Genomic DNA, 20,415 nt, shown 5'->3' with positions numbered 1-20,415 from the left:
TTTCGAAGATTAGGACCCATCATGCGCATCGGCAAGCAGGACGCCCCTTTCACCGCCATCTGCACATCGGATGCCCACAGCATCACCGTGCGCGGCCACGACCTTGTGGGCGAGATTATCGGAAACATCGATTTCACCAGCTATTTCTGGCTGTTGGTCACGGGCCAACTGCCGACAGACAAACAGAAATTCTTTGCCAATGCCGTGCTGTGCGCCATTGCCGAGCACGGCCTTGTGCCTTCCGTCGTCGCCACCCGCATGACCTATGCCGCCGCGCCGGAAGCCTTCCATGGCGCTGTCGCCGCCGGCCTGCTCGGCTGCGGCAGCGTGGTACTGGGTTCGGCTGAAGTCGCCGGCCGCTTCCTGGCACAAGTGGTGGAATCCAATGACCCCGCCGGCGAGGTGAAAGCCCTTCGCGCCGATAAGAAGGCCATCCCCGGCTTTGGCCACCCGCAGCACAGCGACGGCGACCCGCGCGCCAACCTGCTGCTGAAGCTGGCCGCAGAGCACGGCATCGAAGGCGCGCATATCGCGGCGCTTTACGCCATCCAGGCCGCCTTGCCCGCAGCCATCGGCCGCAGCCTGCCGATCAACGTCAACGGCGCCATCCCGGCCGTCATGCTCGATGTCGGCTTCCCGCTGGCGGCGCTGAAGGGCATCTCGCTGCTGGCGCGCACCGCCAGCCTGATCGCCCACCTGCAGGAAGAAACCGAACGCCCGATCGGCTTCATCATGTCAGGCGCCGCCGCCGCTGCAATCAGTTACGACGGCGCCTGATCGCCATCAGGCCACGCGCTGGCGCTGGCGGCGTGCCATCATTCCCACCCCGGCAAAACCGGCCAGCAGCAGGGCCCAGCTCTGCGGTTCCGGCACGCTGGCGGCAAACCCGCCTGCACCCAGGAAATCGGCAATCTCGACATTGGTGCCATCGAGCAGCGGATTGGCCCGCAGCCGAGACCAGAGCGAGAATGTGTAATCCTCAGGCGCAAAGCCGCGCGAGGGCAGGAGCGACAACGGCGCAAAGCCGCTGATGTTGTTGCCCGAAAGGCTGAGCGCACCGGGCAGATTGGTGATGGCCGGCGGCCCCGCAGCCGGGAAGGCGGCGATGCGGGCATCGCCATTGCCGAACATCACGAACACCGCATCGAAATTCACCCCGGCGCCGATGCTGGGCGTGCCGAAGCTGAGCCGCGGCGTGCCGGCGCCGCGGTTGATGCCCCACACATAGAGCACGCCCGGTGTCACCCCGACCGGGCCATTGGCCGTGACCGAGAAATCCCAGCCGGTGGCCCGGCGCGCCACCGCGGCTCCGGCGATATCCACCTCGCCAAGCGGCGTGCCGGTGAAGCTGGGCAGGAAATCGCCGGCAGGATCGGCAATGGTCGCCTGAACGGGCAGAGCAGTAGCCAGCATGGCCACTGCAACCAGCAGAGAGCGCAGTTTCATCATCATCAACCCCCGAACATGACGTGCGCCACCTGGGCCGCACCTCCCTGAAGCTTGCGCAAGTTCGGCCAAGAGGCGATGATGAAGACCTGATCATTTCCTGATGTTTTGGCAGCGGCATGGGGGGGCACGCAGTTGGACCGTCCAACATCGCACCGGATCAGCCTGGGCTCGATCCCGCTGGCGCTGGCGGATGCCCGCATCCTGGCCAGCGAACGCCGCATCGAGGGGCCAGCTGGCACTCAGACCCTTGAACCGCAAGTGATGCGCGTGCTGCTGGCCCTGGCCACGACGCCCGGGATTGTACAGGCGCGCGAGCAGCTGCTGGAGGATTGCTGGGACGGGGTGGTGGTGGGCGAAGACAGTCTGAATCGCGCCATCGCCGCCATCAGGCGTGCCCTGCGGGGCGCGGGCATCACAGGGGTTCAGGTCGAAACGCTGAGCAAGACCGGCTATCGCCTCGTTCTGCCGGCGGGCGATGAAGGAGCAGCGACGGCGCCGTTGGCGCCCGGCCTGCGCCCGCTGCTGACTCGCCGCACGGCCATTTCTGCTGGCGTCGCGGCCGGACTGGTCGGCGTGACGGGCTGGCTGGCCAGACCCGATCCAGAGCGCGAGCAGGCCGAAATCCTGATTGCCCGCGCCCGCGATCACTGGCGCCTTGGTCTGGGCGGAAACAGCAGGGATGGCGTGCAGGCCGCCGAGCAGGCGGTGGCACTGGCCCCCGATCATGCGCCTGCTTGGGGCATGCTGGCTCTTGTCCAGCGCGACTTGTCGGAAAATGGCGGCCCGGAGCTTGCACAAGCCGCACTGGAGCGCTGCGAGCAGGCCGTCAGCCGGGCGTTTGCCCTTGATCCGCAGCAGGGAGAGGCCCTCGCGGCCCGCGCCATGATTCCACCCCTGTTTGGCGATTGGCAGAACGTGCGGCGTGGGCTGGAAACGGTGCTGCAGACAGTGCCGGGCCAGGCGGCCGCGCTCGATGCGCTGGGCGTGCTGCATGGCTCGACAGGGCAGATGGCAAAGGCCCTCGACATCAGCCTGCAGCAGGCCTCGGCCGATCCGATGGCGGCACTTTTCCAGTACAAGCTGATCTATCGGCAGTGGGCCAATGGCCTGATCCGCGACATGGATCGCACCGCCGATCGGGCCGTTACCCTGTGGCCGATGCACGGCGCGATCTGGATGGCCCGGATGTGGACCTATGCCTATACCGGCCGCGCCGAAGCCGCCTTGCGCATGCTGGAAGAACCCAGCCACAGCGCACTGATGCCGCCGCCCATGCGACGCTGTTTTGAAGCCACCTTCACGGCACTGGCCAGCCGGCGCCCGGCCGATGCGGCCAATGCCATCGATCTGAACCGTGCCCTGTCTCCCAATGGGATCGGCCCGGCAGTGGCGGCCATCCAGCACCTTGCTGTTCTGGGTGCGCCCGATGCCGCCATGGACGTGGCACGCGGCATGCTGCTGGGGGAAGGGCGCCATGCCGGGCGGCTGCGCAACGATCGCCGTTTCGCTGCCAACCTGAACGATCAGCACCGGCGCAAGACGCTGGTGCTGTTCATACCCGCCACGGCCTCCCTGCGGGCCCACGCCGGTTTCCTGCCCTTGCTGGAACGGGTTGGCATGACAGATTATTGGGCAAGGGCCGGGGTGACACCGGATTTCCAGGCGCGCCGCGCCGGTTGACATTCGCCTGCGCTGCGCCAGACAGGGCCGCGCATATCTGGGGAGATCAGTCCATGTTGTTTCCAACCTCGCTCGTCGGCAGCTATCCGCAGCCGGACTGGCTGATCGACCGCGCGAAGCTGGCCGGGCGGTTTCCGCCGCGGGTGCGGGCGCTGGAATTGTGGCGGGTGGCGCCGGCGTATCTGGACCAGGCGCAGGATGACGCGACGATCATCGCCATCCGCGACCAGGAACGCGCCGGGCTGGACATCATCACCGATGGCGAGATGCGGCGGGAGAGTTATTCCAACCGCTTTGCAACTGCGCTCGATGGCGTCGATCTCGACAATCCGGGCACGGCGCTCGATCGGTCGGGCCATCCCAACCCGGTGCCGCGGGTGACGGGCAGGATCCGCCGCCGCCATGCCGTGGAGGTGCGCGATGTGCAGTTCCTGCGCGCCAACACGACCAGGCGCATCAAGATCACCGTGCCGGGCCCGTTCACCATGAGCTGCCAGGCGCAGAATGATTTTTACGCCAGTGAGCGGGAGATGGCGCTGGATTATGCGGCCGCAGTGAATGCCGAGATCCGCGATCTTTTTGCGGCCGGGGCCGACGTGGTGCAGATCGACGAGCCCTACATGCAGGCGCGGCCCGAGAAGGCGCGCGAATATGGGCTGGAGGCGGTGAACGCCGCGCTCGACGGCATCACCGGCGACACGGCGCTGCACATCTGCTTCGGCTATGCCGCGATCATCCACGAACGGCCGGCGGGCTATAATTTCCTGCCCGAACTGGCCGGATCGACGGTGGGCAGCGTGAGCATCGAGACGGCGCAGTCCAATCTCGACACCAGCATCCTCACGAGCCTGGCCGGCAAGACCATCATCCTGGGCGTGATCGATCTTTCCGATCCCAATGTGGAGACGGCCGAGATGGTGGCGGCGCGCATCCGCCGGGCGCTGCCACATGTGGACCCTGCCAAGGTGATCATCGCGCCCGATTGCGGCATGAAATATCTGCCGCGGGAAACCGCCTTCGGAAAGATGCAGGCGATGGTCGCCGGCGCGGCGATCGTGCGGTCGGAAATGGGCGGCTGAGCCATCAAGGGCCTGTCATGCTGGCGAAGGCCAGCATCCATCGAACAGCCTGAGCCAATGCCGCTGAACTTGTGCCTGATCTGAAGTGGATGCTGGCCTTCGCCAGCATGACAGCTCGTTCCTGTTCCGAAGGGCCGTCCGACAACAAACGGGTGCAGGGACTGAGTCCCTGCCCGCCGGAGGCCCTTCTTCCTACTTCCAGAACATCTTCGTGGCGATGCGGGCGCCTTCGGCCATCGCCGCCATCTTGGCCCAAACCACGTCCGGGTCTACCCCGCCGGAGCCGGCGTGGATGGAGAAGCCGCAATCGATGCCAGCCTGGACATTGTCGCGGCCGACGAGGTGGGCGTAGCGGGCGATGCGCTGGGCGATGAGTTCGGGGTGTTCGATATAGGGGCTTTGGCATTCGACGACGCCGGGGATGAGCTTCTTGCCTTCGGGCAGCTTCACGTTTTCGAACACGGCGAATTCGTGGGCGTGGCGGGGGTTGGCGGCTTCGAACTGGATGGCGTGCGGGCGGGCCTTCCAGACGACGTCGACGATGTCCTGTAGCGGCACGTCGCAATGGTGCGGGCCGGGGTAGTTGCCCCAGCACAGGTGCATGCGCATCTGTTCCGGCGCGATGTTGCGCGTGGCGTGATTGAGGGCGGCGATGTTGAGTTCCATCGCGTCGCGGAAGCCGTTCAGATCACGATCGCGGAACTGGGTGTGGCGGCCCATGGCGAGATCGGGGCAATCGACCTGCAGCATGATGCCGGCATCAACGATGGCTTCATATTCGTGGCGCAGCCCTTCGGCGAGCGCCATCACATAGTCTTCATCGCTGGCGTAATAATCGTTGCGGAAGAAGAGCGCGGTGACGCCGGGCGAGGCGGCGGACATGAAGGCCTGCCGGCCCGGGTGTGCCTTCAGCGCACTGTTGAGGTTGGCGGCATCCAGCTTCACCGCTTCCATGTCCTTCACGGTGATGGGGGCGTTGCAGGCCGGGGTCTTGCGGTGCTTGCGGCCTTCGTCGCCGAAGATGCGTTGCTTGACGCCGGGGAAATCCTCGATGTCCTGGAACACGTAGGACGTGCCGCTGCCGCCGAAGCCGGTCAGGCGATCCTTGATGTAGGTGGCATAGCTGGGCTTGGACTGTTCGCCATCGTTGATGATGTCGATGCCGGCGGCGGCCTGCTTGCCCACCACGTAGGCGACGGCCTGTTCGATGCGCGCGGCCAGGGCGCTTTCATCCACGGCCTGGCCTTCCTCGCGAGCGATGATCTGTTCCAGCAGATCGGCAGCCCGCGGCAGGCTGCCAACGTGGGTAGTGAGAAACGCGTTCGCCATGATGGTGACCCCCTTGCAACTGACCTGCGCATAAACAGCACGAGTGCCACGCGCCAGTGGGGGTGCGGCAAATTATCGGTCAAGCCAGTGGTCACCGGATTTCCTGGCTGGTCAACGTTTCGCCGCTGAGAACAGCTTCTGGACCTCCGTCGATTCCTCGACCGTTTGCACAAACGTCGGGATCAATTTCATCGTCGGCGCCGCCTGTTCAAAGGCAAAGCCCAGGGCCAGCAGCCGTGCCTCACTCCACGCCGGGCCGATGAAGCTGAGGCCAACCGGCAGTCCGCGCACGCCGCCCATCGGCACGGTGAGGTGCGGATAGCCGGCGACCGCCGCCAGTCCACCGGCGCCGCCGCCCGGAGACTGATCGGCGTTCACCGGATCGATGAACCAGGCCGGCGCGGTGGTGGGGGCCACGAGCACCTCCACCTTGGCATCGGCCAGCATCTTGTCGATGCCTTCCTTGCCGGCCAGCCGCAGCGAGGTTTCGCGCGCCTTGATGTAACCCGGATCGGCGAGGCCCTTGGTGGCTTCGGCCTTCTCGAACGTGTCCTGCCCGAACAGGCCCATTTCGGCGGCGGCATTGGCCTTGTTGAAGGCGATGAGGTCGGCCAGCGTGCGCGTTTTCACATTGGCTGGCGCGGTGGCGAGATAGGCCGCCATGTCGGCCTTCAGCTCGGTCAGCAGCACCAGGAATTCATTGGCGCCAATCTCGCGACGATTGGGGCTGGTGGTGATGTCCACCAGTTCCGCGCCCTGTGCCTTCAGCACGGCCAGCGCCGCTTCGAAGCGGGCATCGACACCCGTATGCCAGCCGGTGGCCCAGCGCAGCACGCCAATGCGGGCGCCCTGCAGCGCGTCGGGCTTCAGCGCAGTGACATAATCCTGTTTGCGGGCGTCGGCCTCCTTGGTGGCCGGATCAGCCGGGTCGCTGCCGGCCATCACGGTGAGCAAGCGCGCCGCCAGCGTCACGTCGCGGGTCATCGGCCCGGCGGTATCCTGGCTGTGGCTGATCGGCACCACGTGGGTGCGGCTGACAAGGCCCACTGTGGGCTTCAGCCCCACGATGCCGTTCATCGCCGCCGGGCAGGTGACGCTGCCATCGGTTTCCGTACCGATCGCGGCATCCACCATCTGCGCCGCCACTGCCGCGCCGCTGCCGGAGGAGGATCCGCAGGTGTTGCGCGACAGCGCGTGCGGGTTGCGCGTCTGCCCGCCCACCGCGCTCCAGCCCGAGATCGAGGCATCGGCGCGGATATTCGCCCATTCGGAAAGATTGGTCTTGCCCACCATAACGGCACCCGCCGCACGCAGGCGCGCCACGAACGGCGCATCGCGGCCGGTCACATTGTCCTTCAGGGCCAGGCTGCCGGCGGTGGTGGGCAAGGGCCCGGCCATGTCCACATTGTCCTTCACCAGGATCGGCATGCCATGCAGGAGCCCGCGCGCCTTGCGCTGGCGATCAAGCGCACGCGCCTGATCGAGCGCGGTGGGATCAACGGCGATCACCGCGTTCAGCCTTGGATTCAGCGCCTTGATGCGGGTGATCGCCGCGGCAGTGTTGGCTTCCGCCACGCCGACTGGTTGGGCGCTCGCCGGCATGGCCTGCACCATCAACCCGCCCGCCACCATCATGATTGCCCGCATCCGCATATCGGCCCCCTGTTGCAAATGTGTAACGCGCAGACTTTGCGCGCCGTGGCATGATTTGCAACTGCGGCACATCGGTCTAACAATGCTGCACATGCGAAGAACGGGGACGCGGCGGTTGCAGGCAGGTGAGGCGCACAAGCAGGGACAAGGCCGGCGGTGAACACGCCCGGCCCACATCCGGCTGATTCCGATCCCGGCGCCCGCATCGCGGCGCTGGAACAGGCGCGCGCCGTGGCCGAAGCCGCCAACCAGGCCAAGACACAGTTCCTGATGGGCCTGTCCCACGAAATCCGCACGCCGTTGAATGCCATCCACGGCTATGCCCAGCTGCTGGAACGCGGCGCCGCCATCACACCCAGCGAAGCCGGGCGCATCATCCGCCGTTCCTCCGAACATCTTGCCGATCTCGTCGAAGGCCTGCTCGACATCAGCCGCATCGAATCCGGCGTGATGAAGCTGAACCGCGAAACCGTGGCACTGCGGGCGCTGGTGGAGCAGGTGGCCGCCATGTTCCGCATCGAGGCGCAGAACAAGGGGCTGGAATTCGTCTTCAGCGTGGCCCCCAACCTGCCGACCTGGGTGCTGGCCGATGAACGCCGGCTGCGCCAGGTGCTGATCAACCTGCTTTCCAACGCCATCAAATATACCGAAACCGGTCGTGTCACCCTTTCGGTGCGCTATCGTTCGATGGTGGCGGAATTCGAAGTGGCCGATACCGGCATCGGCATCGCGCCCGAAGATGCGGAGCGCATTTTCCAGCCCTTTGATCGGGGCGGCGGCCGGGCTTCGGGCGTGGCGCCGGGTATCGGCCTCGGCCTCGCGCTGTCGCGCATGCTGGGCCAGATCATGGGCGGCGAAATCACGGTGAAAAGCGAGCCTGGCGCCGGCAGCCGCTTCCTGCTGCGCCTGTTGCTGCCGCAGCCCAACAGCGCCCCACCCGAAGGCCAGCCGCACGGGCTGCCCATCGGCTATGAAGGCCGCCGCCGCACCATATTGGCCATCGACGATGATCCCGGCCAATTGACCTTGTGGCAGGAATTGCTGCGCCCGGTGGGCTTCAACCTGTTCGTTGCCGGTTCGGGTGGCGCCGGGCTGTCGCTGGCCGAACTGGGCCGGCCCGATCTGGTGCTGCTGGATGTGTCGATGCCGGGCCTGAACGGCTGGGAAGTGGCGCGCCGCCTGCGGGAACGTTTTGGCCGGGACATCCTCATCCTGATGGTTTCAGGCAACACCAGCGAACTGGTGGGCGTGGCCAGCACCGGCGATCATGATGGCTTTGTGCTGAAACCCGTCGACCAGCAGGCCCTGTTTGCCATGATCGGCAGTACGCTGGGCCTGATCTGGACTTATGAGGGCACTGTGGTGCCGCGCACAGCGGTGACCACGCTGCCCGAAGCGGCCCGCAGCCATCTTGCCGAGCTGGCGCGGCTGGCCCGCAGCGGCCATGTGCGGGGCCTGACCAACGCGCTGGCGGCGCTTGCGCAAGCCGTGCCCGACGCACTGCCGCTGGTGACCAGGTTGACCATGGCCCTTGACGAATTTGATCTTGCCGCCTTTCAGAAACTGTTGGCGGAACAACAGCCGATAGATGCTGGAGTTGGGGAACCGAAACCATGACCGAAACCCCGCACACGACCATCCTGGTGGTGGATGACGCGCCGGATTCGCTGCGCTTTCTCACCGACACGCTGGAAGGCGAAGGCTATGGCGTGCGCATCGCGCGTGATGGCGAAACCGCGCTGGCCAGCCTGGCCGCCGAACTGCCCGATCTGGTGTTGATGGATGCGGTGATGCCCGGCATCGACGGCTTTGAAACCACGCGCCGCATCAAGGCCGATCCGGCGCTGGCCGGCGTGCCGGTGATTTTCATGACCGGTCTCACCGAAACCGAAAATGTGCTGGATGGGCTGGCGGCGGGCGGCGTCGATTATGTGAAGAAACCGATCGTGCTGGCCGAACTGCTGGCGCGGCTGAAGGTGCATCTGGGCAATGCCCGCATCGCCGCCGGCGCCCAGGGGGCACTCGATGCCAGCAACCGGCCGCTGCTGGCGCTGGACGGCGACGGCCGCATCCTGTGGACAACGCCACGCAGCGCCGCCATCCTCGCCGCACGGTTCGGCGTGGGCGTGGGCGAACAATTGCCGCCGGCCCTGGCCGGGCAGTTGCAGCGGCTGGCCCAGGGCGAAGCGCGGGTTCGCCAGGATTTCCCCGGCGTTCGGGTCGAATTCGCCGCCGTCGCCAGCAAGGGCGAGGAACGGCACTTCCGCCTGACCGAAACGCTGGAAGGCGCGGATGAGAAGCTGCTGGCCCAGCGCCACGGCCTGACCGAGCGCGAAGCCGAAGTGCTGTTGTGGATCAGCCGCGGCAAGGCCAACCGCGAGATTTCGGAGATCCTCGGCATCTCCCCGCGCACCGTGAACAAGCATCTCGAACAGATTTTCGAAAAGATGGGGATCGAGAACCGCGCGTCGGCCGCAGCGGCGGCCGTGAAGACACTGGCGCAATAAGAGGCATTTGGCAGCGGCGATGCGGCCCGCTATGCCTGTCCCATGATCATTGGCATCGATCTTGGCACCACCAACAGCGCCGCGGCTTACTGGGCTGATGGGGAAGCAAGGCTGATTCCCAACCGGCTGGGCGAAACGCTCACCCCGTCCGCCGTGGGCCTGGATGATGATGGACGCCTGCTGGTTGGCCGGCCGGCGCGCGAACGCATGGCCAGCCATGCCGGCCTCACTGCCACGTCGTTCAAACGTTACATGGGCACCCAGCACCGCATCGCGCTGGGCAAGACCGACTATGGCGCCGAGGAACTTTCGGCCATGGTGCTGCGCAGCCTGAAGGAGGATGCCGAGGCGCATCTGGGCGAGCCGGTGACGGAAGCCGTGATCACCGTGCCGGCCTATTTCAATGACAAGCAGCGCAAGGCCACGCGCCGCGCCGGCGAACTGGCTGGCTTCAAGGTGGAGCGGCTGATCAACGAGCCGACGGCGGCCGCACTGGCCTATGGCATCCACCAGCTCGAAGGCGAAACCCGCTTCCTGGTGTTCGATCTGGGCGGCGGCACGTTCGACGTGTCGGTGCTGGAAATCTTCGAAGGCGTCATCGAAGTGCGCGCGTCGACCGGGGACAACCGGCTGGGCGGTGAGGATTTCAATGGCGTGCTGTCCGGGATGATGGCGGCGGCAGACAAGTCGCTGGACACCGCCGCCCGCAGCGACCGGCAACTGGCGGCCAAGCTCAACGAAGCCGCCGAGCGCGCCCGCCGCGCGCTGACCAGTGGCAGCGAAGCGGTGATGGAAGTGCAATGGCAGGGTAAGCTGTGGCAGCACGATGTTACCGCTGAACAGTTCGAGGCCGCGGCCCAGCCGCTGCTCGACCGGCTGAAGACGCCGGTGCTGCGCGCACTGCGCGATGCCGATATCGCGCCTGAAAGCCTGGCTGAAATCATCCTGATCGGCGGATCGACCCGCATGCCGCTGGTGCGCCGCACCGTGGCGCGCATGTTTGCGCGCTTCCCCAACAGCACCATCAACCCCGATGAAGCCGTGGCGCTGGGCGCCGCCGTGCAGGCCGGGCTGAAGGCGCGTGATGCGGCGTTGAAGGAGGTCGTGCTCACCGATGTCTGCCCCTATTCGCTGGGGGTCGATATCGCCGAGCGGCTGCCCGGCGGCGCCATCGAGAGTGGCATCTTCTCGCCGATCATCGAACGCAACACCACGGTGCCGGTCAGCCGGGTCAATATCTACGAGACGATGCAGGCCAACCAGCGCGAGATCGTGCTGGGCATCTATCAGGGCGAAGCGCGGCGGGTGGCGGAAAATGTCCGCATCGGCGAATTGAAGGTGCCGATGCCGCGCGGGCCGGCCGGCCAACCGATCGAAGTGCGCTTCTCCTACGACATCAATGGCCTGCTGGAAGTCGATGTGAAGGTGCTGGGCACCGGCGACGCGCACAATCTGGTGATCGCCGATCCGGAAGACCAGGTCAGCCCCAAGGAGCTGGAACGCCGCCGCGCCGCCCTGGCCGCTCTGAAACAACACCCGCGCGATGCCGAGGCCAACCGCGCCGCGCTGGCCCGCGCCGAGCGGATGTGGGAAAATGCGCTGGGCTTTGAGCGCGATGAGATCGGCCACCTGATCCATGGTTTTCAGGCCGCGCTCGCCACCCAGGATGTGCGCACCGCCGATTCTGCCCGCGAACAACTGACCGCCGCGCTCGATCAGCTTGAAGGTCCGAGCTGGTTGTGAATCCGTGGACGGTTCTGGGGCTGAAACCGGGGGCTGACCGCGACGCCATCCGCCGCGCCTATGCGAAATTGCTGAAGTCCACCAATCCGGAAGATGATCCGGAAGGCTTCATGCGACTGCGCCAGGCCCATGATGCGGCGCTGGCGCAGCTGCAGTGGCGCCAGCAGTGGACGGAGGAAGAGGAAGCGCAGCCAGCGCCGGCCGCGCTTGAATCTTCCGCACCGCCTGAACCCGCAGCTGCAGCCGCAGCCGCGCCCGAACCGGCCGAAGATCCCCAGTTCGCCGGCGAGCAGGATGATCTCCTCGCCCGCCAGGAAGTGCTGGTCATGGCCATTCAGGCCGGCCCGGAAGGCCAGCGCGCTGCCTTCGATGCACTGCTGGCGGCGCCGGCGTTGGACAATGTTGTGGCGCGCGCCGGCGTTGAAAACTGGGTGGCCGGCCTGATAGCGGCCAGCCTGCCGGCCAGCGACCCGCTGGTGGTGCCGGCGATCGATCGGTTCGGCTGGGATGATCTGCCGCGCGGCTCCACCCCGCACGGCATCGCCCGCCTGCTGCAGCGCCGCGAGGAAGGCGAATTCGTCGCCGGCATCGCCCGGCCGCACACCGATCTGCATGTTGGCTACATGGCGCTGAGCAAGCCGCCAGGGCCGCGCTGGCTCCGGCACCTCGGCGCGTTATTCTCTGCCGCCCCGACGCAGACGCGCACCATATTGGGCCTTGCCGATGGGCCGATGCCCGGCATTCTCGATTGGCTCGACGCCGATGCCGTTGCGGCCTGGCGCGATTGGCACAGCGTGCAGCGGCTGCGGCTATGGATGATCCTCACCATGTTCCCGCTGGCCGCGGTGGTGCTGGTCGGCTTGCTGGAAGCGTCGGGCTGGCCGGAGCCGGTGCAGCAGGGCGTTGGCCTGCTGGCGTGGGGCGCGCCATTCGGCCTGCTCGCCGTTTTGCGCTGGCGGCAGCGCTGGCCGGACAAATGGGACCGGCCGGAATGGCATTTCACCCATTGGCCGCTGGCGTTGGCCGCACTGCCGCTGCTGGCGGCGCTGTGGCCGGCTGTACCGGCGCTCACGCCCTTGTTTCTGCTGCCGGTGCTGGCGGCCGTCACCTGGCTGCTGCTGGCGGTCGACCGGCTTGAGCCGCCGGCCCTGCGCGAATTGTTTCCCGGCCTGGTGCGCAGCCAGCCGGCCTGGCTGTTCCTGCTGCTGCTGATCGGCGGCGGGCCGCAGGCTGACCTTGGCATGCCGGTTCGTGTGCTAGCCTGCGCGGCGCTGGCCCTGGCCTGGTGGCAGGGGGGAGACGCGCTCACCTGGCTGGCGGAACGCCGGCTCGGCGCGCGGGCGGCGTGGCTGCCGGCGCTGGCAGCATTGGGGGATGCTGTGCTGGCGCTGGGGCTGGCGGCGTCGGGCTGGCCCGAACGCGGCCTCGCGCTCACGCCACTGGCGCTGCTCGGCCTGCTGATCGCCTTGCGCGCGGCGCGCGGCTGGTGGCAGGCGCTGCCTGCCGCGGGCCTTGCCGGCCTTGCCCTGTTGCTGCTCGAACTGCTGAGCCGGGTTGATGCCACCACGCCCGGCGCCGGCGAGGCATTGTCGCGGTTGGTCGACGCCGATCTGCTGTTCGATCCCACAACTGGCCTGCCGCGCGCGCCGGTCATCACCGCGGTTCTGATTGCCGCCGTTGCCATCTGGCAGGACCGCAAGTCCGGCGGGTCCCCGTGGCCGCAGCGGTTCCTTATCATTGTCGCCTGCCTGTTCCTGATCCTGCGGCCATTGGTGGATGGACAGCCGGCGCCAACCGCGACCGCGAAGCCGCCAACCGAGGAAACACGCCATGGCCCGCCCAAACCGACTGGCGACCGGGCGACCTGGGTGCAGCTGCCGCCGGCAGACGATACGGCCCCTGGCCGCTACAAGCTGGAAGCGCGGCTGCAGGTGGGGCCGGATGGCCGGGTGGCGGGCTGCCGGCTGGAAAAACCCTCCGGCGTCAAGCCGGTCGATCTGACGGCCTGTTTCCAGCTGATGGCCCGTGGTCGCTATACCCCGGCCCGGGACATCAAGGGCCAGCCGGTCGCAGCGGTGGAATTCTATGGGCTGGAATGGACGGTCAAACCGGTGCCGGGCCGGGTGGTGCCGCTGGCGCCGCCGCCTCTGCCCGCCCCCGCTCCCGCCATCGTCTGTGCGCCGCCGGCCACCAGCACCGGCCCGATGGTGGCCGAACCTTGCATGGCTGATGACTGGATTGCCGACGGTTCCTATCCGCAAGGCCCCTTGCAGCGCGGCGAATCCGGCCTGGTGCGCTATCGCCTGTTCGTCGATACCGGCGGCCGCGTCGAACGCTGCGCCATCACCGGATCAAGCGGTCATGCCGGGCTGGATCGCGACACCTGCGCTCTGCTCAGCCGTCGCGCCCGCTTCGTGCCGGCCCGCAATATCGATGGCAGCCCGATGGTCTGGGAATATGATGGCGCGGTGCGCTGGGCGCTGGCTGATCGCTGACGGGTGAACAGCCGCCCCGAGGAGGGGCTGTTGCCGGATGTTGCCGGATCGGCATGGCCGCCTTCCTGTCCCGAATCGGCCTGAATCGGCTCTGGCCTGATTCGAATCGGCGCTTTGGCGATTCGTTTTCTGGGCCATTTTGGTGGTTTACTGGTCCGTCTTTCAAACAGCCCGTGTGGCGCGTGTCATTTCGGCAACACCCGATTTGGCGCCTGATTTCCGCCAAAACCGGCGCTGAAACGGCCAATTTGGGGCTTTTTACTGCTGTTAACAGCCATCCGTAAGCCCTTGAAAATCATAAAAATTTACGATTCTCCTCGATTCCTAAGCCATTGTTTCGACAAGCCTATTTTGGTGCGCAAGTGTTCACGGCCAGGATCGGGTTTAACAAGAGATAACAATACGTAAATAATTACTAAAAATCGTAAACCATCATGAAATTCACCGTAATATAGACAAATTTTATAAACCAAATTCGATATTGTTCAAATCGTTACGGCGGTTTATTTAGGTTGCGGGATATCGGCCGGAGGAAGCAGTGGTTTTCATCCGATCGGCGTCAACGGTCATCCCTCCCGTTCGCTCGTCCAAAACGAGCGGGACCTTGCAAGAACCGGATCAGAAAAATCTGATCCAACAACAGTGGGAAGAAAAACGATGATGAAGATCCTGAACGCTCTGAAGGGCAACAAGTCCGGCGCCTCGGCTGCTGAATATGCTCTGATCGTCGCCGTGCTCGGCGGTTTCGTGGTTCTCGGCGCCACCGCTTTCGGCGGTTCGCTGCAGGGCGCGCTGACCACCTCGGGTGGCGAACTCGAAGCGCAGGCCACCGCTGGCGCTGCCAACTAAGATGGTTCTGGCCGGGGCGTTCGCGCCCCGGCCAGTTCTCCTGCTGCCGGCGTGAAGGTGGCAGGGCTTCAGGTGGTTCCTGTTGTTCGGGCCTGAAGCAGTTTGGCAACGGTGAATGCAGCGCTTTCCTGCTCCAGTCCCGTTCCCGCCGAACAACGGCAGAATTCAGGTGGCGGCTGTCGCTGCTGCCAGGGCGCGTTCCCGATGATGGGCTGCCCGCACGTGTAAAAGTGGCGTTCGGGCGTAACTGTCAAGCTGGACCGGAGTCTGGCCGTAACAGGGGTATCCAGCCGGTCGATCTGACCGGGGTGGAGACAGTTGCAAGAGGGGCGAGCTTTGTACATGCAGACGCAGCACAAGCCATGGTCGCTGATGGGTGCCAATCGCGCCATCACGCTTGACCGTGCCGAACGGGTGGTGATCTGATGCGCCGCTCCTCCATCATCATGCTGATCGCCGCCGTGGCGTTGGGATTGATTGCGGTGCTGTTCGCCCGCACCTTCCTCGGCAATTCCGGCGATGCGGGCTCGCCAACCGCCGCCGTGCGCACCGTGCCAACGGTTGTCGCCGCAGCCGACATCAAATTTGGCGAAAAGATCAAACCGGAAATGGTCAAGGTCGTCGACTGGCCGGCCAATACCCTGCCGCAGGGCAGCTTCCAGCGCCTGGACGAATTGACCATGGGCGCCGGCCGCACCGCCATGCGCCCGATCGTCGCCAACGAAATCCTCACCGAAAGCTCGCTGGCCACTGGCGCCAACCGCTTGTCCACCGCCCAGTTGCTGGGTCCGCAGATGCGCGCCGTTTCGGTGCCGGTGAACGAGGTTTCCGGTGTTGGCGGTCTGGTGTTCCCCGGTGACCGGGTGGACGTGTTCGTGACCCGCCAGCCCGAAGAAGCCATGCCCTATTCGGAACTGCTGGCCCAGGGCGCGCGCGTTCTGGCCGTCGGTTCGGACATGAATGTGGGCAAGGACAAACCGGAAGTGGTCAAGACCGCCACGCTCGAAGTGACGCCGCTGCAGGCCCAGAAGATCGCGTTGGCGATCACGGTGGGCCAGCTCAACCTGGCGCTGCGCCACTTCAGTGACGAAAGCCGCACCCGCCTGCAGACGGCGCAGGTGATGGACCTGAACGATGGCACCATCACCCGCCTGGTGCGCAAGCCGAATGCCAATGCCGGCGCCAATCCGGGCCCGGCGCCGCAAAGTGGTGGGACGGGCGGAAAGCAGGCGCCGGTTGGCCCTGGTGTGGTTGTGATGCGTGGAACCGAAAGCTCGTTTGAATCGGTGATTGGCAAATGATGGCTCGCTCACTTCTCGCTGCCGGCCTGATGCTGGCCACGGTTTCCAGCCCGGTTCTGGCGCAGGCTGCCGGCAGCAGCAGCATGGAGGCGCGCACGGGCCTGACCCTGACGCTGCCGATCAACAAGTCGCAGACTTTGCGCGTGCCGCGGGCGTTCGCGCGCATCGCCATCGGCAATCCCAAGATCGCCGATGTCAGCCCGGTTACCAGCACGGTGGCCTATCTGCTGGGCAAGGAAATCGGCACCACCAACCTGACGATGTATGACAAGGCGGGCGGCGTGATCGCCGTGGTCGACGTGACGGTGACGCCCGACGCCATGGGCCTGAAGCAGAAGCTGGCCGAAGTGATGCCCACCGAAAATCTGGGCGTGCAGGTGGCCAACGACCGGCTGATCCTGTCGGGCACCGCCACCAGCGCCGCGGCCGCCCAGCGCGCCATGACCATTGCGCTGGCCTATGCGCCGGACAAGGTGATCAACATGACCGGCGTCGGCACCGCCCAGCAGATCCTGCTGGAAGTGCGCTTTGCCGAAATGCAGCGCGGTACGGTCAAGGCGCTCGGCATCGACAGCCTGGTCTTTGGCGTGCAGGGCGATGGCTCGCTGGCGCGCACCACCGGTACGGCATCCTACCCGGGCGCTGGCGTTACCGGCACGTTTTCCGGCACGTTCAACACCCCCGGCTTCAGCTTCCGCATGCAGGCGCTGGAGCGGCAGGGCCTGATCCGCACGCTGGCCCAGCCGAATATCATCGCGCTGTCCGGCGAGACCGCCAACTTCCTGGCCGGCGGCGAGTTCCCGGTGCCGGTGGGCGTGGCCATCAACGGTCAGATTGCCATCGAATTCAAACAGTTCGGGGTTGGCCTGGCGTTCACGCCGACCTTGCTGGAAGATGGCCTGATCAACCTTCTGGTCGCGCCGGAAGTGTCGAGCCTTGATCCGGCGGCCGGTATCGATATCGGCAGCCTGCGCATTCCCGGCCTGAAGGTGCGGCGCGCCAAGACCACGCTGGAGCTGCGTGACGGCCAGACCTTTGCCCTGGCCGGCCTGATCCAGAGCGACTTCCGCGACACCGTGAACAAGATTCCGCTGTTGGGTCAGATCCCGATACTGGGTGCGTTGTTCCGGTCCAGCAACTTCGACCGGCAGGAAACCGAACTGGTGATCCTGGTGACCCCGCGCATCGTGCGCCCGGTCACCGCCGGCACTGCCCTGCAACTGCCGACGGATCGGATTCTGCAACCGACGGATACCGATATCTTCCTGCTCGGCAAATCCGAGCGTCGCGCCCAGCCGGGCACGATGCTGCCGCTGCCCGGACCGGCCAGCGCCATCAACAAGCCCGGCGGCGTTGCGGCCGATCATGGCCATATTGTGAGGTAAGTGATGTTCAAGCTTGCAACATCCCTGCTGCTGGTTGCCCTGATGGTCAGCCTTGCCACCCCCGCCGCCGCCGAAGACAAGGGGCTTGGCCTGGTAACGCAGAACAACGTTGCGGCGATGGTGGTTGATCTCAACCCCAGCTATGCCAACGTGCAGATCGAAGGCAGCAGCGGCATGCTGGCTGATGCGGCGATCACCCGTTACCGCACCGGCCGCGTGAAGCCGCTGCTGCCGCTTTCCGGCAAGTCGGAACTGGGGAATACCGGGCCTTCGGCCGCGGCTTCCACCGGCAACCAGCAACAGACTGGTCCGCGCTGATGGCCCTGCTGGCGCGCCTTACGGCATTGGCTGGCCGCGACAAGGCCGAGGCGTCGCCGTCGGGTGAGGCTGGTGATCTGCGCGTTACCCTGGTGGTGACGCCGGCGACTGCGGCCACGATCGATCCGTCGCATCTTGCTGGCCTGGGCGCCGATATTCGCGTGTTCGACGGTGGTCTCGAGAAATTTTCGGTAAACGGGCCCCTGTTGCGCCGGACCGATCTTGTCGTGCTGGAAATTGATCCGGGCAGCGCCAACCAACTGGCAGCGCTGGAAGAATTTGCCCTCAGCGTCGGGGCTCGCATCCCGGTGGTAGCGGCCGCCCATGATCTGACCATTACCGCCACGCGCCGCCTGATGCGGTCCAGCGTGGCCGATGTGCTTCCGATCCCGTTCAGCCGCGAGGAACTGGCGCAGGCGCTGGAAACCGGTCGTGACCGGCTAGGCCAGCTCCGCACCGGCGGTGGCCCGGCCCGCAGCGGCAACGTGATTGCCTTCCAGGGTGTGCTGGGCGGTATCGGCACCACCATGATCGCCACCCAGCTGGCGCAGATCTGGGCCGCCGACAAGAAGGTGCTGCTGATCGATCTTGATCTGCAGCGCGGCAATGCGGCGCTGTACATGAACCTCAAGCCGCGCCTGTCGATCGCCGATCTGATCGAGGCCGATGACCGGCTGGACGCCGAATTCCTCAAGATGGTGCTGGAACGCCACCAATCGGGGGCCTCGGTGATTTCCTCGCCGAACGACATGACCGCGATGGACGTGGTGACCCCGGAGTTCATTGATCGCCTGCTCGATGTCGCCACTCAGAATTTCGATCTGGTGCTGCTGGATCTGCCGGGCATCTGGATGGACTGGACCGCCATGGCCATCCAGAAGGCCGATCTGTTGCTGCTGGTCACCCACATGACCGTGTCAGGCGTGCAGCAGGGCCGCCGCCAGCTCGATGTCGCGGAAGCCAATGGCCTGGGCGACCGGGTGCGCGTGGTGATGAACCGGCTGATCCCCGGCATGTTCGGCAAATATGATCTGAGCGAAGCGGAATCGGCCCTGCGCAGCCGGGTGCATTTTGCTCTGGCCAATGATTTCCCCACCGTCTCTGCGGCGCAGGACGAAGGCCGCAGCCTGGGCCAGATCAAGATGAAATCGCGCATCGAGAAGGATCTGCGCATCATGGCCGCGCAGATTGGTGATGAACTGGTCTCCATGGGGGCGACGGCATGATCTTCCCGACCCGCCGCAAGACCGGTGTGCCGGCAGAAGCTGCTGCCGATGCGGCGACCAGCGTGTCGACCGCGCCGCAGGCAGCAGCGCCAGCCCCGGTGGTGAGCATCAAGGATCGCCGCCGCGACGATTACACCGAATTGAAGGTGACGCTGCACCAGCAACTGATCGACCGCATCAACCTGGCCGCCCTGGAAACCATGACGCGCGAGCAGATGCAGCGCGACATCGGCGACATCGTCCAGGAAATGCTGAAGGAGAATAACCAGGCCCTGAACGCCGCCGAACGGCGTCAGCTGGTGGAGGATATTCTCGACGAACTGCTCGGCCTCGGCCCGTTGGAGCCGTTGCTGAAGGATCCGACCATCTCCGACATCATGGTCAACAGCGCCACCAAGGTGTTCGTGGAACGCCGCGGCCGCATCGAGGAAGTCGGCACCCGTTTCGCCAGCGATCAGCATCTGCTGCGCATCATCGGCAAGATCGTTTCCAACGTCGGCCGCCGCGTCGATGAAAGCTCGCCCATGGTCGACGCGCGCCTGCCTGACGGCAGCCGCATCAACGCCATCATTCCGCCGTTGGCCATCGATGGGCCCTGCCTTTCCATCCGCAAGTTTCCGCCCAGCCGCACCAGCCTCGACAAGCTGGTCGAATATGGCTCGATGACCGAAGATTGCGCCACCATGCTGAAGGCGGTGGTGGCCAGCCGCCGCAATGTGATCGTTTCGGGCGGCACCGGTTCGGGCAAGACCACCATGCTCAACGCCCTGTCGGCGTCGATCGGCAGCCACGAACGTGTTGTCACCATCGAGGATTCGGCGGAACTGCAGTTGCAGCAGAGCCATGTCGTTCGCCTCGAAACTCGTCCGGCCAACATCGAGGGCCGCGGCGAAGTCAACCAGCGCGACCTGGTGAAGAACGCGCTGCGCATGCGGCCCGATCGCGTGATCCTGGGCGAAATCCGTTCCGGCGAAGCGTTCGACATGCTGCAGGCGATGAACACCGGCCACGATGGCTCGATGACGACGCTGCACGCCAACACGCCGCGCGATGCGCTGTCGCGCCTGGAACAGATGATCGGCATGTCGGGCATCGATATCAGCCCGAAATCCGCCCGCGCCCAGATCGCATCGGCCATCAATGTCGTGTGCCAGCTCGAACGTCTGCAGGACGGCAGCCGCCGCGTCACCTCGGTGGCCGAAATCACCGGCATGGAAGGCGAGATCATCCTGATGCAGGAGATCTTCAAGTTCGTGCGCGAAGGCGTCGATGAAATGGGCAAGGTGATCGGCGAGATGCGTCCGATGGGCGTGCGGCCCAAGTTCATGGAAATCCTGAAGTCGCGCGGGTACGATCTGCCCACCGCCATGTTCGATCCCTTCAAGCGCAAGGAGGGTTGAG

16 protein-coding genes are annotated in these 20,415 nt (G+C 65.7%); 13 read left to right on the top strand and 3 right to left on the bottom strand.

All coding sequences use genetic code 11. The annotated features are described in order from the left end of the window. The first annotated feature begins 21 nt into the window (after positions 1-21). Complete coding sequence (locus D619_RS0108365) at positions 22-777, top strand: citryl-CoA lyase (protein WP_017668132.1); 756 nt, start codon at positions 22-24, stop codon at positions 775-777. 6 nt (positions 778-783) lie between these two features. On the opposite strand, the gene D619_RS18215 is transcribed toward D619_RS0108365, so the two are convergent. Beyond that, entirely contained in the window at positions 784-1,413 is a 630-nt protein-coding gene (locus tag D619_RS18215; protein WP_243442622.1) for a PEPxxWA-CTERM sorting domain-containing protein, read from the bottom strand. A gap of 168 nt (positions 1,414-1,581) precedes the next feature. Here D619_RS18215 and D619_RS0108355 point away from each other — a divergent pair, with 168 nt between their 5' ends. Together D619_RS0108355 and D619_RS0108350 are read left to right on the top strand one after the other, a co-directional pair. Beyond that, positions 1,582-3,129, top strand: a complete 1,548-nt coding sequence (locus D619_RS0108355) for a winged helix-turn-helix domain-containing protein (protein ID WP_026090858.1) — start codon at positions 1,582-1,584, stop codon at positions 3,127-3,129. A gap of 53 nt (positions 3,130-3,182) precedes the next feature. Next, entirely contained in the window at positions 3,183-4,208 is a 1,026-nt protein-coding gene (locus tag D619_RS0108350; RefSeq protein WP_017668130.1) for a 5-methyltetrahydropteroyltriglutamate--homocysteine methyltransferase, read from the top strand. A gap of 192 nt (positions 4,209-4,400) precedes the next feature. Here the strand turns inward: D619_RS0108350 and D619_RS0108345 are convergent, their stop codons facing one another. Together D619_RS0108345 and D619_RS16125 are read right to left on the bottom strand one after the other, a co-directional pair. Next, positions 4,401-5,537, bottom strand: a complete 1,137-nt coding sequence (locus D619_RS0108345; RefSeq protein ID WP_017668129.1) for a cobalamin-independent methionine synthase II family protein — start codon at positions 5,535-5,537, stop codon at positions 4,401-4,403. Positions 5,538-5,648: 111 nt separating this feature from the next. Continuing rightward, a complete protein-coding gene (locus tag D619_RS16125; protein WP_243442621.1) occupies positions 5,649-7,172 on the bottom strand; it encodes an amidase in 1,524 nt (507 codons plus the stop codon). A gap of 174 nt (positions 7,173-7,346) precedes the next feature. On the opposite strand from D619_RS16125, the gene D619_RS0108335 reads away from it, so the two are divergent. The 10 genes from D619_RS0108335 (at position 7,347) to D619_RS0108285 (ending at position 20,414) form a co-directional block, all read left to right on the top strand. Then, on the top strand, positions 7,347-8,807 hold the full coding sequence (locus D619_RS0108335) for an ATP-binding protein (protein WP_017668127.1): 1,461 nt from the start codon (positions 7,347-7,349) through the stop codon (positions 8,805-8,807). Further along, complete coding sequence (locus D619_RS0108330; RefSeq protein ID WP_017668126.1) at positions 8,804-9,697, top strand: response regulator; 894 nt, start codon at positions 8,804-8,806, stop codon at positions 9,695-9,697. The genes D619_RS0108335 and D619_RS0108330 overlap by 4 nt, the downstream gene beginning before the upstream one ends. 42 nt (positions 9,698-9,739) lie before the next feature. Then, complete coding sequence (locus D619_RS0108325) at positions 9,740-11,440, top strand: molecular chaperone HscC (RefSeq protein ID WP_017668125.1); 1,701 nt, start codon at positions 9,740-9,742, stop codon at positions 11,438-11,440. Continuing rightward, complete coding sequence (locus D619_RS17270; RefSeq protein WP_017668124.1) at positions 11,437-13,935, top strand: TonB family protein; 2,499 nt, start codon at positions 11,437-11,439, stop codon at positions 13,933-13,935. The genes D619_RS0108325 and D619_RS17270 overlap by 4 nt, the downstream gene beginning before the upstream one ends. Positions 13,936-14,592: 657 nt before the next feature. Then, positions 14,593-14,784: a hypothetical protein gene (locus D619_RS0108315; protein WP_017668123.1), complete on the top strand. Its 192-nt coding sequence runs from the start codon at positions 14,593-14,595 to the stop codon at positions 14,782-14,784. A gap of 425 nt (positions 14,785-15,209) precedes the next feature. Continuing rightward, positions 15,210-16,085 carry a Flp pilus assembly protein CpaB gene (cpaB, locus tag D619_RS16115; RefSeq protein WP_017668122.1) on the top strand — a complete coding sequence of 292 codons (876 nt, stop codon included), beginning with the start codon at positions 15,210-15,212 and terminating at the stop codon, positions 16,083-16,085. Then, positions 16,085-17,470 carry a type II and III secretion system protein family protein gene (locus D619_RS16110; RefSeq protein WP_193743276.1) on the top strand — a complete coding sequence of 462 codons (1,386 nt, stop codon included), beginning with the start codon at positions 16,085-16,087 and terminating at the stop codon, positions 17,468-17,470. The genes cpaB and D619_RS16110 overlap by 1 nt, the downstream gene beginning before the upstream one ends. Before the next feature lie 3 nt (positions 17,471-17,473). Next, positions 17,474-17,788, top strand: a complete 315-nt coding sequence (locus D619_RS0108295) for a hypothetical protein (protein ID WP_017668120.1) — start codon at positions 17,474-17,476, stop codon at positions 17,786-17,788. Continuing rightward, on the top strand, positions 17,788-19,014 hold the full coding sequence (locus tag D619_RS0108290) for an AAA family ATPase (RefSeq protein WP_017668119.1): 1,227 nt from the start codon (positions 17,788-17,790) through the stop codon (positions 19,012-19,014). The genes D619_RS0108295 and D619_RS0108290 overlap by 1 nt, the downstream gene beginning before the upstream one ends. After that, positions 19,011-20,414 (top strand): CpaF family protein, encoded by a 1,404-nt coding sequence (locus D619_RS0108285; RefSeq protein WP_017668118.1) that lies wholly within the window; start codon positions 19,011-19,013, stop codon positions 20,412-20,414. The genes D619_RS0108290 and D619_RS0108285 overlap by 4 nt, the downstream gene beginning before the upstream one ends. Position 20,415: the final 1 nt, after the last annotated feature.

The organism is Sandarakinorhabdus sp. AAP62, from assembly GCF_000331225.1.
Taxonomy (GTDB): Bacteria; Pseudomonadota; Alphaproteobacteria; order Sphingomonadales; family Sphingomonadaceae; genus Sandarakinorhabdus.
The sequence above is the reverse complement of the archived record's forward strand: the minus strand, read 5'-3'. Positions and strand labels throughout refer to the sequence as shown.

What these genes read in the sequence shown, in the direction of transcription:
- D619_RS0108365 (WP_017668132.1), top strand. Translation starts at nt 22, where the DNA reads ATGCGCATCGGCAAGCAGGACGCCCCTTTCACCGCCATCTGCACATCG.
- cpaB (WP_017668122.1), top strand. Translation starts at nt 15,210, where the DNA reads ATGCGCCGCTCCTCCATCATCATGCTGATCGCCGCCGTGGCGTTGGGA.
- D619_RS16125 (WP_243442621.1), bottom strand. Translation starts at nt 7,172, where the DNA reads ATGATGGTGGCGGGCGGGTTGATGGTGCAGGCCATGCCGGCGAGCGCC.
- D619_RS0108295 (WP_017668120.1), top strand. Translation starts at nt 17,474, where the DNA reads ATGTTCAAGCTTGCAACATCCCTGCTGCTGGTTGCCCTGATGGTCAGC.
- D619_RS18215 (WP_243442622.1), bottom strand. Translation starts at nt 1,413, where the DNA reads ATGCTGGCTACTGCTCTGCCCGTTCAGGCGACCATTGCCGATCCTGCC.
- D619_RS0108330 (WP_017668126.1), top strand. Translation starts at nt 8,804, where the DNA reads ATGACCGAAACCCCGCACACGACCATCCTGGTGGTGGATGACGCGCCG.
- D619_RS0108315 (WP_017668123.1), top strand. Translation starts at nt 14,593, where the DNA reads ATGATGAAGATCCTGAACGCTCTGAAGGGCAACAAGTCCGGCGCCTCG.
- D619_RS16110 (WP_193743276.1), top strand. Translation starts at nt 16,085, where the DNA reads ATGGCTCGCTCACTTCTCGCTGCCGGCCTGATGCTGGCCACGGTTTCC.
- D619_RS0108285 (WP_017668118.1), top strand. Translation starts at nt 19,011, where the DNA reads ATGATCTTCCCGACCCGCCGCAAGACCGGTGTGCCGGCAGAAGCTGCT.
- D619_RS0108350 (WP_017668130.1), top strand. Translation starts at nt 3,183, where the DNA reads ATGTTGTTTCCAACCTCGCTCGTCGGCAGCTATCCGCAGCCGGACTGG.
- D619_RS0108290 (WP_017668119.1), top strand. Translation starts at nt 17,788, where the DNA reads ATGGCCCTGCTGGCGCGCCTTACGGCATTGGCTGGCCGCGACAAGGCC.
- D619_RS0108325 (WP_017668125.1), top strand. Translation starts at nt 9,740, where the DNA reads ATGATCATTGGCATCGATCTTGGCACCACCAACAGCGCCGCGGCTTAC.
- D619_RS0108345 (WP_017668129.1), bottom strand. Translation starts at nt 5,537, where the DNA reads ATGGCGAACGCGTTTCTCACTACCCACGTTGGCAGCCTGCCGCGGGCT.